Consider the following 13771-nt stretch of genomic DNA (forward strand, 5'->3'; position numbering starts at 1 on the left):
GCTCAGTTCTCCAGGGCCGCGATGCCGGGGAGGGTCTTGCCCTCCAGGTACTCCAGGGAGGCGCCGCCGCCGGTGGAGATGTGACCGAAGCTCGACTCGTCCAGGCCCAACGCCCGTACGGCAGCCGCGCTGTCGCCGCCGCCGACGACGCTGAACGCGTCGGCCTTGGTGATCGCCTCGGCGATGCCCCGGGTGCCCGCCGCGAAGGCGGCCATCTCGAACACGCCCATCGGCCCGTTCCAGAAGATCGTCTTGGCCTGCGACAGCGCGGCGGCGAAGCCGGCGACCGTCTCCGGGCCGACGTCCAGGCCGAGCCGGTGGCTCGGGATGCCGTCGACGCGGACCGTGTCGTGCGCGGCGTCCGGCGCGAACGCGTCCGCGACCACCACGTCGACCGGGAGCATGATCTTGCCGTTGGCCCGCTCCAGCAGGTTGCGGCAGGTCTCGACCATGTCCTTCTCCAGCAGCGAGGTGCCCACCTCCAGGCCCTGGGCCTTGAGGAAGGTGAAGCACATTCCGCCGCCGATGAGCAGCCGGTCGACCGTCGGCAGCAGCGCCTCGATCACGGCCAGCTTGTCGGAGACCTTGGACCCGCCGAGCACCACCACGTACGGCCGCTCGGGCTCGCTGGCCAGCTTGGAGAGCACCTCGACCTCGCGCAGCACCAGCCGGCCGGCCACGTGCGGCAGCCGCGCCGGCACGTCGTACACGCTGGCGTGCTTGCGGTGCACGGCGCCGAACGCGTCGTCGACGTAGGCGTCGCCGAACGCGGCGAGCTGGTCGGCGAACGCGCCGCGCTCGGCCTCGTCCTTGCTGGTCTCACCGGCGTTGAAGCGCAGGTTCTCCAGCAGGGCGACCTGGCCGTCGGCCAGGTCGGCGACGGTGGAGCGGGCCGACTCGCCAACCGTGTCGGTGGCGAAGCGCACCGGCGCGCCCAGCAGCTCACCGAGTCGCCCGGCGACCGGGCTGAGGCTGAACTGCGGGTCGGGCGCGCCCTTGGGGCGGCCCAGGTGCGAGCAGACGACCACCTTCGCGCCGGCTTCGACCAGCGCGCCGAGGGTCGGCAGCACCGCGCGGATGCGCCCGTCATCAGTGATCGCACCGGTCTGCTTGTCGAGCGGGACGTTCAGGTCGGCGCGCACCAGCACGCGCCGACCCGACACCCCCTCGGCGAGCAGGTCGTCGAGGGTCCGGATGCTCACAGAGCTAGCCCTCCGTTCGTGACTGCGGGGCTCGCAAGCTCACTCCTCGCACTCACAGCGACGAACCGACCAGCTTGACGAGGTCGACGAGGCGGTTCGAGTAGCCCCACTCGTTGTCGTACCAGCCGACGACCTTGACCTGGTTGCCGATGACCTTGGTCAGGGGCGCGTCGAAGATGCACGACGCCGGGTCGGTGACGATGTCGGCGGAGACGATCGGGTCCTCGTTGTAGACCAGGATGCCCTTGAGCGGGCCCTCCGCGGCGGCCTTCAGCGCGGCGTTGACCTCGTCCACGGTGGTCTCCCGGCCGACCTCGACGGTCAGGTCGGTGGCCGAGCCGGTCGGGATCGGCACGCGCAGCGCGTACCCGTCGAGCTTGCCCTTCAGCTCCGGCAGCACCAGGCCGATGGCCTTCGCGGCGCCGGTGGAGGTCGGGACGATGTTCAGCGCGGCGGCGCGCGCCCGGCGCAGGTCCTTGTGCGGCGCGTCCTGCAGGTTCTGGTCCTGGGTGTACGCGTGGATCGTCGTCATCAGACCCTTGGTGATGCCGAACGTGTCCTGCAGGACCTTCGCCATCGGCGCGAGGCAGTTCGTCGTGCACGAGGCGTTGGAGATGATGGTGTGCTTCGCCGGGTCGTAGGTGTCGTGGTTGACACCCATGACCACGGTGACGTCCTCGTTCTTCGCCGGGGCGGAGATGATGACCTTCTTGGCGCCGCCGTCGATGTGCGCCTTGGCCTTGGTGCCGTCGGTGAAGAAGCCCGTCGACTCGATGACGACGTCCGCGCCGACCTCGCCCCACGCCAGCGCCGCCGGGTCCTTCTCGGCGAACGCCTTGATGGTCTTGCCACCGACGGTGATCTCGTCGGCGGTGGCCTTCACCTCGTACGGCAGGCGGCCGAGGATGCTGTCGTACTTGAGCAGGTGGGCGAGCGTGCCGTTGTCGGTCAGGTCGTTGACCGCCACGACCTCGATGTCGGCGTCGGACGCCAGCACTGCCCGGAAGAAGTTACGGCCGATTCGGCCAAAGCCGTTGATGCCAACCCGGATGGTCACAGGTCCCATCTCCTCGCGTTCTGGTCCGCCGGCTTGACTCAACGGGCCGGCGGGAATGGTGTGCGCCGACCGTTGGAGCCGGCCGTCGACGGTTCATCTCGGCCACCCCGCCGCGCGGTCTGAGGACCTGACCGCCCGAGGCGGTGGGCACGACGAGAAGTGCCGGTGTCGGCCCCCTTGCCGTACTCAGCGACCCTATCCGAGCGTGCGGGAGCATGCTGCGCCGGGTCGTGCTCCCGGCGCACCGTACGGGCCCACCGTCCTATCAGACCACGAGCATGTCGGGCGTGACGGCTGCTTCCGTATCCGGGATGCCGAGGTCCCGGGCCCGCTTGTCGGCCAGCGCCAGCAGGCGGCGGATCCGCCCGGCGATGGCGTCCTTGGTCAGCGGCGGGTCGGCCAGCGCCCCCAACTCCTCCAGCGACGCCTGCCGGTGCTCCAGGCGCAGCCTCCCCGCGTCGGTGAGGTGGTTGGGCGCCTCGTCGGCCAGGATCTCCAGCGCCCGCGTGACCCGGGCGGCGGCGGCCACCGCGGCGCGCGCCGAGCGGCGCAGGTTCGCGTCGTCGAAGTTGGCCAGCCGGTTCGCGGTGGCCCGCACCTCCCGGCGTACCCGACGTTCCTCCCAGGCCAGCACGCTGGAGTGCGCGCCGATGCGGGTGAGCAGCGCGGCGATCGCGTCGCCGTCCTTGACGACCACCCGGTCCACCCCGCGTACCTCACGGTTCTTGGCCGTGATGCCGATCCGGCGGGCCGCGCCGACCAGCGCGAGCGCCGACTCCGGTCCCGGGCAGGTGATCTCCAACGCGCTGGAGCGGCCGGGTTCGGTGAGCGAGCCGTGCGCCATGAACGCGCCCCGCCACGCCGAGACCGCGCAGCAGACGTTCGCCGCCACCACGTGCGGGGGCAGCCCTCGCACCGGCCGGCCGCGCACGTCGAGCAGGCCGGTCTGCCGCGCGAGCGCCTCGCCGTCCTTGACCACCCGGACGATGAAGTGGCTGCCCTTGCGCAGCCCGCCGGAGGCGAGCACGTGGATCTCACTCGGGTAGCCATAGACCTCGGCGATCTCCCGGCGCAGCCGACGCGCCACCGCGCCGGTGTCCAGCTCCGCCTCCACCACCACCCGGCCGGAGACGATGTGCAGCCCTCCGGCGAAGCGCAGCAGCGCGGCCATCTCCGCCCGCCGACAGCAGGGCTTGGGCACGTCGACCCGACTCAGCTCGTCCTTGACCGCAGCCGTCATCGCCATTGTGCGTCCCCTCACGGACCTGTTCCGGCGTGTCGCCGGTGATTACGTACGTGTCTAACGATCGGCGCCCAGGACAGGCACCAGCGCGGCGCCCAGGGCAGCCGGATCATGGCGGGGAGTGCCGTCGGTGACGGCGACGGGGGCGAGGACCAGGCGGGCACCCAGCGATTCTGCCGCACGTTCGACCGGTTCCGGGTCACCCACCGCCTTGGCGTCCGCCAGCACGAGATCCACCTTCAGCTCGGGCAGGTACCAGTGCAGCGCCGCCAGATGATCGGCGACCGAGAGGCCGAGGGTCTCCTTCTCCGCGGCCAGGTTCAGCGTGACCAACCGTCGGGCCGAGCTGGACACGATCGCGTCGGCCAACTGCGGCACCAGCAGGTGCGGCAGCACGCTCGTGTACCAGCTGCCCGGCCCGAAGATCAACCAGTCCGCCGCGCCGATCGCGGCGAGCGCCTCGGCGCAGGCCGCCGGGGCGGCCGGCGTCAGGCGCAGCGACTCGACCCGCCCGGTCGTGACCGCCACCTGGTGCTGACCGCGCACGGTCCGCACCTCGTCCGGCGCGTCCGGGTCGACGCCGCGCACCCGCGCCTCAATGTCGACCGGCTGACGCGACATCGGCAACACCCGCCCGACCGCGCCGAGCATCGCCCCGGCGTGCTCCAGCGCCGCCACCGGGTCGCCGAGCAGCTCCATCAGCCCGGAGAGCACCAGGTTGCCCACCGCGTGCCCGGCCAGGCCGTCCGTGCGCGCCGCGTCACCCGCCCGCGGGTCCACGTCTGTCGGGTTTCCGGCAACCGGGTCCGCGTCCGCGCCGGGCGCGCCCGCCGCCGCCGGGACCGCGGCGGTCCCGCCGTCGGGGGGTACGCGGACAGCCTGCGCCGCCGCGAAGCGGTGCTGGAAGAGCCCGGCGCTGCGTCGGGTGGCCGGATGGTCACCGGCCAACGCGACCAGGGCCTGCCGCAGGTCACCCGGGGGCAGGCCACCCCGTTCGGCGCGCAACCGGCCACTGGAACCGCCGTCGTCGCCGACCGTCACCACAGCCGTGATGTCCAGGTCGAGTTCGGGGGCGCAGTGCCGCAGCGCGCGCAGCGACGCCGACAGGCCGTGCCCGCCGCCGAACGCCACCACACGGCGCGCCGTCATTCCCGCCCCAGGTCGCGGTGCTGGGCGTTGGCCGCCAGCCCCGACTGGCGCAGCCGACCGGCCAGCTCCTCGGCGATGGCCACGCTGCGGTGCTTGCCGCCGGTGCAGCCCACGGCCACCGTCAGGTAGCGCTTGCCCTCCCGCTCGAACCCGGTGGTGGTGGCGTTGACCAGGTCGGCGTACGAGGCCACGAAGGCGTCCGCCCCCTCCTGTCCCAGCACGTACGCGCTGACCGCCTCCTCCCGCCCGGTGTGCTCGCGCAGCTCCGGCACCCAGTACGGGTTGGGCAGGAACCGGGCGTCCAGCACGAAGTCGGCGTCCGGCGGCAGGCCGTACTTGAAGCCGAACGACAGCACGGTCACCCGCAGCCGCCGGGCGTCCTCGCCGCCGAACAGCTCCTCGATGCGTCGGCGGAGCTGGTTGACGTTCAGGTGGCTGGTGTCGATGATCACGTCGGCCTGGTCACGGGCCTCCTCCAGCAGCCCGCGCTCGACGGCGATACCGTCGGCGAGCCGTCCGTCACCCTGCAACGGGTGCGAACGCCGGACGCTCTCGAAGCGTCGGATCAGCACCTCGTCGTCGGCGTCGACGAACACCACGCGGGGCGAGAAGCCGCGCTCCTTCAGCTCCCGGATCGCCCCGGCCAGGTCGGTGGAGAAGGCGCGCGAGCGCACGTCCAGGACCATCGCCGTACGCCGGGCGGCCCCACCGGCCTTGAACGCCAGCTCGGCCATGTCGAGCATGAGCGCCTGCGGCAGGTTGTCGACGACGTAGTAGCCGACGTTCTCCAACGCGCGGGCGACGGTGCTGCGACCGCCACCGGACAGTCCGGTGACCACCACCAGGGTGGTCTCCGACTCGGCCGTCGGCTGCCCGTCACCGGCTGTGTGCGCCTCGCTCACCCGTACCCCCAAGACGTGGCGCCGCGGCCGCCGTCGGCCGCGATTGGTCAATCAGCGACTCTATCCCGCCGGTCGGGGTGGGCACGGGCACGCCCGTCGCCGCGCGCCGCGGGCGTGGTAGCGCCGCCCTCCGGTGACGGAACGTTCAGGCGCGCGGGTCGCGCCGCAGGCCGGTCACGAACGACGACCAGGCGTCCCGGTCGAAGACGAGCGCCGGGCCGCCCGAGTCCTTGGAGTCCCGCACCGCCAGCCCTTCGGGGAGTACGGCCACCTCGACGCAGTTCGAATCGTTCGCGCCGCTACGGCTGCTCTTGTGCCAGGAAACCCGTGCCAGCTTCGCGGGGGTCATCGGCAGCGCTCCAAGGTGTCGGACTCAGTCCGGGACCTCGGCAGCGATCCGCGTAAGAAGGTCCGCAGACCGGTCAGGGTCGAGTGCCTTGGCCCGGAGGTGGTCGAACATGAGTCTATATCGGGCCACCTGCCGGTCCTCCTCCAGCAACAGCGTGCTGGAGTCGTTGCTGAGATACACGACGGCCGGGTCGAGCATCGGGTCGGCGTAGCGCAACAGGGTGAAGGCTCCGGCCATCGCCGCGTGCGCCCCGGCCGAGAACGGCAGGACCTGGATCTCGACCGAGGGCATCGCGCACGCTTCGATCAGGCGAGTGAGCTGCGCACGCATCACCTTCGGGCCGCCCACCACCCGTCGAACCGCCGCCTCATCCAACACCGCCCACAATGACGGCGGCAGGTCACGCGACAGTAGGGCCTTGCGGGCGAGCCTCGCCGCCACAACTCGGTCGGTCTCGTCCTGGTCGGCGGTGCTGCGGCCCGCTCTGACGATGGCGCGGACGTACTCCTCCGTCTGCAACAGGCCGGGCACGTACAGACACTCGAACGTGCTGATCGAGGTCGCCTCCGCCTCGAAGCCGACGTAGTCGTCCGGCAGCACGTCGCCGTACGCGCTCCACCATCCCTTCTGGCGCGACTGCCGGAGCAACGCGGTCAGCGACTCTCGCTCGTCCCCCGACGCGTCGTAGAGGTCGAGCAACGGGGGCAGGTCCTTCGGCATCACCCGCGAGTGTCCGAGTTCGAAGCGGATGACCTTCGTCCGGTGCCAGCCCAGGATCTTGGCGACCTCCTCGGCGGTGTGCCCGGTGCGGTCCCGCAGGCGGCGTAGCTCACGCCGCAGCCGGCGGGCCCTGATCGTCGGACTGGGCACCTGCGCCATCGCCACCATCACCTCCGTTGTGATGGATCGATTCTTGTCCAAGCGCCACGCCGGAACAAGCATCACCTCAAAGAAATCACGACGTTGCATTTTAGGCGTGGTTGGTTCAGTCTCTTGGTGAGCGCCCGCTACGGAGAGGCAGGGAATCGTGACGGACAATCGATCGTCTCGCTGGGAGCGGGAGCCACGGCAACCCCGCGACGTCCACGACGACCTGACCGCTCTGCTCGACCGGTCCGACGTGTCCGAGCGGGTCCGGGCCGCCATCGCGTTCGCGTTGGCGAAGCCGGAGGCCCTGTCGTCGTACCTCATCGCTCTGGGTCCGGCGGAGCGCGAGCGGCCGGCGGGCCGACGCTGGACGCTGCACCTGTCGTACCTGGCGACTGACCTGATGGAGGCCCGCGACCAGGCCGTGGTCTACACGGAGGGGTTGACGACCCTGCGCCCCGAGGTGGCCGCCGGGGCCGCGCTCCTGTCCCGGGCCGACGCCTGGCACCACGTCGAGCCGGTGTTCTGCGGCCGGATCGGCCCCGACAACGAGGTGTGCATGGACGTCACTGGACACCCCGGCTTCCACAGCGCGGCGGGCATCGGCGGGCTCTGCTGGGGCGACGGAGACCGCGCGAGGGGTCAGTAACGGTCGCGGTGGGTTGGGCGCGCCGGGCTGGCGTGCGGGCGGTGCTGTCGGGGAGAACTCGTAGACTCCGCGGATGGCTTCCCCGATCGACCTGCGTACCGACGACGCGCTGGCGGCGCTGCGCCGGGTGTTCGGCTACGACGCCTTCCGCGGCTTCCAGCAGCAGGTCATCGACCATGTCGTCGCCGGCGGCGACGCGCTGGTGCTGATGCCCACCGGTGGCGGCAAATCGCTCTGCTACCAGATCCCGGCCCTGGTCCGCGACGGTGTCGCGGTCGTCGTGTCGCCGCTGATCGCGCTCATGCAGGACCAGGTGGACGCGCTCACCGCGGTCGGCGTACGCGCCGGCTTCCTCAACTCGACGCAGACGCTGGACGCCCGCCGCCGCGTCGAGGCGGCCTTCGTCGCCGGCGAACTGGACCTGCTCTACCTGGCGCCGGAGGCACTCGGCGTCCGGTCCACCCTCGCGCTGCTGGACCGGGGGCGCATCGCCCTGTTCGCGATCGACGAGGCGCACTGCGTGTCCCAGTGGGGGCACGACTTCCGGCCCGACTACCTGGCCCTGTCGATGCTGCACGAGCGGTGGCCGCAGGTCCCGCGCATCGCGTTGACCGCCACCGCGACGAGCGCCACCCGCCGCGAGATCGCCAGCCGGCTGGGCCTCGACGACGCGCGGCACTTCGTGGCCAGCTTCGACCGGCCCAACATCCAGTACCGGATCGTGCCCAAGCGGGAGCCCCGCAAGCAACTGCTGGCCCTGCTGCGCGACGAGCATCCCGGCGACGCGGGCATCGTCTACTGCCTGTCCCGCGCCTCGGTCGACAAGACCGCCGAGTTCCTGACCGCCAACGGCATCGCCGCACTGCCCTACCACGCCGGCCTCGACGCGGCGACCCGCGCCGCCAACCAGCAACGCTTCCTGCGCGAGGACGGGCTGGTCATGGTGGCCACCATCGCCTTCGGCATGGGCATCGACAAGCCCGACGTACGCTTCGTGGCCCACCTCGACCTGCCCAAGTCGGTCGAGGGCTACTACCAGGAGACCGGCCGTGCGGGCCGCGACGGGCTGCCGTCGACGGCCTGGCTGGCGTACGGCCTCCAGGACGTGGTGCAGCAGCGCAAGATGATCGAGACGTCCGACGGCGACCTCGCGCACCGGCGGAACCTCGCCGCGCACCTGGACGCGATGCTCGCGCTCTGCGAGACGGTCCGGTGCCGCCGGGTGCAGCTGCTCGAGTACTTCGGCGAGGCCGAGACCTCGGCCTGCGGCAACTGCGACACGTGCCTCAACCCACCGGAGTCCTGGGACGGCACGGTCGCCGCCCAGAAGCTGCTGTCCACCGTGTTCCGCCTCGACCGCGAGCGCAACCAGCGGTTCGGCGCCGGGCACTGCGTCGACATCCTGCTCGGCAAGCAGACCGACAAGATCAGCCAGTACGGCCACGACTCGCTGACCGTCTTCGGTATCGGCACGGAGTTGAGCGAGGCCGAGTGGCGGGGCGTGGTGCGGCAACTCCTCGCCGAGGGGCTGCTCGCCGTCGAGGGCGACTACGGCACGCTCGCGCTGACCGAGGCGAGCGCCGACGTGCTGGGCCGCCGCCGTACCGTCACGATGCGCCGCGAACCGGAGAAGCCGGCATCGAGTCGCTCGTCGAAGCCGCGCGGCTCGTCCACCGTCGTGGCCGAGCTGACCCCGGCCGCCGCGTCCGTCTTCGAGCGGCTGCGCGCCTGGCGGGCGGCCACCGCGAAAGAGCAGGGCGTCCCGGCGTACGTCATCTTCCACGACGCGACGCTGCGTCAGATCGCGGGCGACGGGCCCACCTCGTTGGCCGAGCTGTCGCGCGTCAGCGGCGTCGGCGAGAACAAGCTGGCCAAGTACGGCGAGCAGATCCTGGCCGTCCTCGCCGAATGACCCCGGGCACGCCGAAAGGGCCGGACCCCGTGATGGGGGTCCGGCCCTTGTCGGTTGCTCCTTAGCTGGTGGCGTAGCCGCGGGTGGCGATCCAGTCCGCGAGGTGCTCGACGGTGATCTGGTAGGAGGCGGTGTCGGGGTTGGCGGAGTCGGCGATCGTGACGACGTTGCCGTTGTCGCGGTAGCCGGTCACGCTGATGTAGTGCCCGCCCTCGTAGGAGTGGGTGTTGCCGTCGGTGTCGACGCTGGTGCCGGCGATGTTGGCGACCACGGCCCGACCGTCATCGACGGTCTTGACGATGTCGGCGCGCAGCGTGTCGGTCTGCTTGGCGTCGGCGTCGGGGCTGCTGATCTCCACCGACCGGTAGGCGTCGGCCTTGCCGGTCTCCTTGTTCAGCACCGGGGTGATGTCATTGATCGAGTTGGTGCCGGCCTCGGTGGTGCCCATCTCCTTGGCCATGGAGTCCACGTCGATGTTCTTACCCTGCACGCTCAACGCGTTACGGGTCGCGGCGGGACCACAGTAGTAGAAGTTCGGCTGCGCCTCGTACCGCACGCCCAGCTCCCGCTCACCATGACCGTGACCCTTGCGGTCGGACACGGTCTGGGTGGTGGGCTTGGCATCGGCCATGGCGTAGGCGGCGGTCACCGGTCCGGCGATCGCGCCACCGGTGAAAGCGAGGCCAGCGGCGGTCAGAGCGGTCTTGCGAATCAGATCGGTACGCATGATGGCGTGCTCCTCTGCTTCATTCGGGGGATATGCGCGCGGCACACGGGGGGGGTGTGCCGGGCGGGAAAGTCCGTGTAAGCGGGGATCGGTTCCGGCGACCCGTCGGGGGGGTCTGCGCGGGGGGTGGTGCAACGGTCCGGGCCGGCGGGTCATTCCCGCCGCGGACCGGGGGCCGGCCGGGTGCTGCTCGGCCGTGCGGGGGTGTAACGACGCCGGTCCGGCGGGTGTTCCCGGCGGCGGTGGGCCGGGGCGAGCCAGCGTGCTCGGTGGTGCGGGGGGTGTAACGACGCTGGCCTGGTGGGTGTTCCCGGCGGCGGTGGGCCGGGGCGAGCCAGCGTGCTCGGTGGTGCGGGGGATGTAACGACGCCGGCCGGGCGGGTGTTCCCGGCGGCCTGCGACCCGGGGGTCGTGGCGGCGTGCCAGGTACAACGACCCCGCCCGGCCCACGATTCCGCCCGCCCGGTGTCACCGGCCACAGCACGCCGGCGGTCGAAACGGACAAACATCGCATCCGTGACGCCATGCGCGGCGCTCCCCGGTGTGATCGTCACTAGATCGCGGATCTGGGGGCATCCGGGCGCAGGGATACCCCCACATCGCCGACCTGGAGTGGATCAGCCGAGATGGGAACCGCCACCCGGGGGCGGTGGTCAGGGCTGGCATAACGACCGCCCCGGCTCACGAATCCGGCCTCGGCCGAGGGCCATCCTCCGCGCGCATCTTCCCCGAGACCGGAAACATCCCCCGGACGACAGTTAGCCGCTCATCGCGACCAACCTGGCCGAAATCCCCATCTCTGGCCGGGCCCGGGTTGGGGTCGACAATCCGCGCAGCGCCCACAGCGGCACCCAGCGGGCGTCCGAGCACCGGACATAGGCCCTATCTGCCGCACCTCGGCCGGGGTCGCGAGGCGGCCGCGTGAATGATCCACTCGACTTCGGCGATGTCGGGCTATTCACGGCGGGTTGATACCGCGACATCGGCGACGTCGAGTGGATCATGGTGAGGGCAGGCCCTCGACGGCTGGCCCAGGGACAGAAGTCGCCGCCGCATCGGGTGGGCTCCCCGCGCCGGGGGTCGACTGCGTGCTGTCGTCGACCCGGGGGCCCGTGTCCAGGGCGGCCAGGATCGCCTCGGCGGTACGACGACCGACCCCGGGCACCTCGGTGATCTCGTCGACGGTCGCCGTGGAGAGCCGCTTGAGCGAGCCGAAGTGCCGCAGCAACGCCTTGCGGCGTACCTCGCCGAGGCCGGAGACGTTGTCCAGTGCGGATTCGGTCATCCGCTTGGAGCGGCGCTGGCGGTGGAACGTGATGGCGAAGCGGTGCGCCTCGTCGCGGACGCGTTGCAGCAGGTAGAGACCCTCGGAGGTGCGTGGCAGGATGACCGGGAACTCGTCGTCCGGGAGCCAGACCTCCTCCAACCGCTTGGCGAGGCCACACAGCGCGACGTCGTCGATGCCCAGGTCGGCGAGGGCCTGCGCGGCGGCCGCGACCTGCGGGGCGCCACCGTCGACGACCACCAGCTGCGGCGGGTACGCGAACTTCCGGGGCCGGCCGGTGGTCGGGTCGATCAGGACGCCGACCTGCGGATCGACCGGGTCCACCGGGGCACCCGGATCGTCGGCCGACTCCACGCCCACCTCGCCCGTCTCGGCGCGCGCGTCGAGGTAACGGGCGAAGCGGCGACGCAGCACCTCGGACATCGCGGACAGGTCGTCGGTGGCGCCCCGGACGATGAACCGCCGGTACTCGCTCTTGCGGGGCAACCCGTCCTCGAAGACCACCATGCTGGCCACCACGTCGGTGCCCTGGATCTGGGAGATGTCGAAGCACTCGATCCGCAACGGCGAGGTGCGCATGCCCAGCGCCTCGCTGATCTCGTCCAGCGCCTTGCCGCGGGTGGTCAGGTCGCCGGAGCGCTTGAGCTTGTGCCGGGCCAGCGCGTCCTTGGCGTTGCGCTCGACCGTCTCGAGCAGGGTGCGCTTGTCACCCCGCTGCGGCACGCGCAACGACACCCGGCTGCCCCGGTGGCTGGTGAGCCAGTCCGCGAGCGCGTCGGCGTCCGCCGGCAGCTCGGGCACCAGCAACTCACGGGGTACGTCGGCCTCGCCGTGCTCGCCGCCGTACACCTGCGTGCAGAAGTGGTGCACCAGGTCGCCGGTGGTCAGGTCCTCGGTCTTCTCCACGACCCACCCGCGCTGGCCGCGGACCCGGCCGTCGCGCACGTGGAAGACCTGCACGGCCGCTTCGAGGGGATCGTCGGCGAACGCGACCACGTCGGCGTCGGTGCCGTCGCCGAGCACGACGGTCTGCTTCTCCATGGCCCGGCGCAGGGCGGCCACGTCGTCGCGCAGGCGGGCGGCCCGTTCGAACTCCAGCGCCTCGCTGGCCTCGGTCATCTCGCGCTCGATCTTGCGAACCATGGTGTCGGTCTTTCCGGCCATGAAGTCGCAGAACCCGTCGACGATGGCCCGGTGCTCGTCGGCCGAGACGGTGCCGACGCACGGGGCGGAGCACTTGCCGATGTAGCCCAGGAGGCAGGGACGGCCGACCTGGCCGGCCCGCTTGAACACGCCGGCCGAGCAGGTCCGGGCGGGGAACACCCGCAGCAGCAGGTCGAGGGTCTCGCGGATGGCCCAGGCGTGCGAGTACGGCCCGAAGTAACGGACACCCTTGCGTTTCGCGCCGCGCATCACCTGGAGTCGCGGGTACTCCTCGTCGAGGGTGACGGCGAGATAGGGGTACGACTTGTCGTCGCGGTAGCGCACGTTGAACCGGGGGTCGTACTGCTTGATCCAGGTGAACTCCTGCTGGAGCGCCTCGACCTCGGTGCCGACGGTGATCCAGTCCACCGACTCGGCGGTGGTGACCATCTGGCGGGTGCGCTCGTGCAGATTCCAGACGTCCCCGAAGTAGGAGTTGAGCCGGCTGCGCAGGTTCTTCGCCTTGCCGACGTAGATCACCCGGCCGGTGCCGTCACGGAAGCGGTAGACCCCCGGTGACTCCGGGATGGTGCCGGGCGCGGGACGGTAGGTCGAGGGGTCAGCCACGCCATCAAGCCTAGTCCGCACCCCCGACACCCCACCGCAGGCGCGTGATCCACTCGGCTTCCCGGAAGTCGGGGTGTCGGAGAGCCGCAGACACCCCGACTTCCGGAAACGCGAGTCGATCGCCAGGCAGACCGGCGCGACCGCCGAGCCCAGGTGGGTCAGGCCAGGGAGATCTGGTCGCCGGTGACCTTGATCTCCTTCGGCGGCAGCGGCTTGGTGGCCGGACCGGCCTTCACCGAGCCGTCCTCGATCGAGAACTTGCTGCCGTGGCAGGTGCAGTTGATGGTGCCGCCGTCGACGTTCGACACGGGGCAGTTCTGGTGCGTACAGATCGGGCTGAAGCCCTTGAACTGGCCGGCCGTGGGCTGAGTGATCACCACGCCCTCGGCGGCGAGGATCTTGCCGCCGCCGACCGGGATGTCGGCGGTGGTGGCCAGCGACTGGGCGTTCTGCCGGTCGCCGCCGCCGGCGTCACCGGTGCTGGGCACGGCGGGGCCGCCACTGGTGGGTCCGTCGCTGCCGCTGCCGTCGTCACTGCCGCAGGCAGCCAGGACGACGGCCGCGCCGACCGCCCCGACGCCGGTGAGCAGGGTACGACGGGTCTGCGTACCCGGTCCGGTCAGCGCCTGATCGTCGCTCATGCCTCGCCTCTCTCTCGC

At 71.4% G+C, this 13771-nt stretch carries 12 protein-coding genes; 2 read left to right on the forward strand and 10 right to left on the reverse strand.

The window, feature by feature from the left end:
* Nucleotides 1-2: 2 nt before the first annotated feature.
* The 7 genes from ACTFTM_RS22545 to ACTFTM_RS22575 form a co-directional block, all read right to left on the reverse strand.
* Nucleotides 3-1202 carry a phosphoglycerate kinase gene (locus tag ACTFTM_RS22545; RefSeq protein WP_449562467.1) on the reverse strand — a complete coding sequence of 400 codons (1200 nt, stop codon included), beginning with the start codon at nt 1200-1202 and terminating at the stop codon, nt 3-5.
* Between the two features lie 52 nt (nt 1203-1254).
* On the reverse strand, nt 1255-2259 hold the full coding sequence (gap, locus tag ACTFTM_RS22550; RefSeq protein WP_449562468.1) for a type I glyceraldehyde-3-phosphate dehydrogenase: 1005 nt from the start codon (nt 2257-2259) through the stop codon (nt 1255-1257).
* Nucleotides 2260-2524: 265 nt separating this feature from the next.
* The gene (gene whiA / locus ACTFTM_RS22555) at nt 2525-3505 is read right to left on the reverse strand and encodes a DNA-binding protein WhiA (protein WP_030337350.1); all 981 of its coding nucleotides are present in this window, start codon (nt 3503-3505) and stop codon (nt 2525-2527) included.
* 54 nt (nt 3506-3559) lie between these two features.
* Entirely contained in the window at nt 3560-4651 is a 1092-nt protein-coding gene (locus tag ACTFTM_RS22560) for a gluconeogenesis factor YvcK family protein (RefSeq protein ID WP_449562469.1), read from the reverse strand.
* Complete coding sequence (rapZ, locus tag ACTFTM_RS22565) at nt 4648-5553, reverse strand: RNase adapter RapZ (RefSeq protein ID WP_355049588.1); 906 nt, start codon at nt 5551-5553, stop codon at nt 4648-4650. Before rapZ ends, ACTFTM_RS22560 begins: the two co-directional genes overlap by 4 nt.
* A 145-nt stretch (nt 5554-5698) precedes the next feature.
* Nucleotides 5699-5902: a DUF397 domain-containing protein gene (locus tag ACTFTM_RS22570; RefSeq protein ID WP_449562470.1), complete on the reverse strand. Its 204-nt coding sequence runs from the start codon at nt 5900-5902 to the stop codon at nt 5699-5701.
* Between the two features lie 24 nt (nt 5903-5926).
* Nucleotides 5927-6781: a DUF5753 domain-containing protein gene (locus ACTFTM_RS22575; RefSeq protein ID WP_449562471.1), complete on the reverse strand. Its 855-nt coding sequence runs from the start codon at nt 6779-6781 to the stop codon at nt 5927-5929.
* Nucleotides 6782-6929: 148 nt separating this feature from the next.
* Between ACTFTM_RS22575 and ACTFTM_RS22580 the strand changes: the two genes are divergently transcribed.
* Complete coding sequence (locus ACTFTM_RS22580; protein ID WP_449562472.1) at nt 6930-7418, forward strand: hypothetical protein; 489 nt, start codon at nt 6930-6932, stop codon at nt 7416-7418.
* Nucleotides 7419-7491: 73 nt separating this feature from the next.
* Nucleotides 7492-9330 (forward strand): DNA helicase RecQ, encoded by a 1839-nt coding sequence (gene recQ / locus ACTFTM_RS22585; RefSeq protein WP_449562473.1) that lies wholly within the window; start codon nt 7492-7494, stop codon nt 9328-9330.
* Between the two features lie 61 nt (nt 9331-9391).
* Here recQ and ACTFTM_RS22590 read toward each other — a convergent pair whose 3' ends face one another.
* The 3 genes from ACTFTM_RS22590 to ACTFTM_RS22600 all read right to left on the reverse strand — a co-directional run bounded on the left by ACTFTM_RS22590 (nt 9392) and on the right by ACTFTM_RS22600 (nt 13753).
* Nucleotides 9392-10057, reverse strand: a complete 666-nt coding sequence (locus ACTFTM_RS22590; RefSeq protein ID WP_449562474.1) for a C39 family peptidase — start codon at nt 10055-10057, stop codon at nt 9392-9394.
* Nucleotides 10058-11057: 1000 nt separating this feature from the next.
* Nucleotides 11058-13112, reverse strand: a complete 2055-nt coding sequence (gene uvrC, locus ACTFTM_RS22595) for an excinuclease ABC subunit UvrC (RefSeq protein WP_449562475.1) — start codon at nt 13110-13112, stop codon at nt 11058-11060.
* 158 nt (nt 13113-13270) lie between these two features.
* The gene (locus ACTFTM_RS22600) at nt 13271-13753 is read right to left on the reverse strand and encodes a Rieske (2Fe-2S) protein (protein WP_449562476.1); all 483 of its coding nucleotides are present in this window, start codon (nt 13751-13753) and stop codon (nt 13271-13273) included.
* Nucleotides 13754-13771: the final 18 nt, after the last annotated feature.

Source organism: Micromonospora sp. RB23 (genome assembly GCF_053585025.1).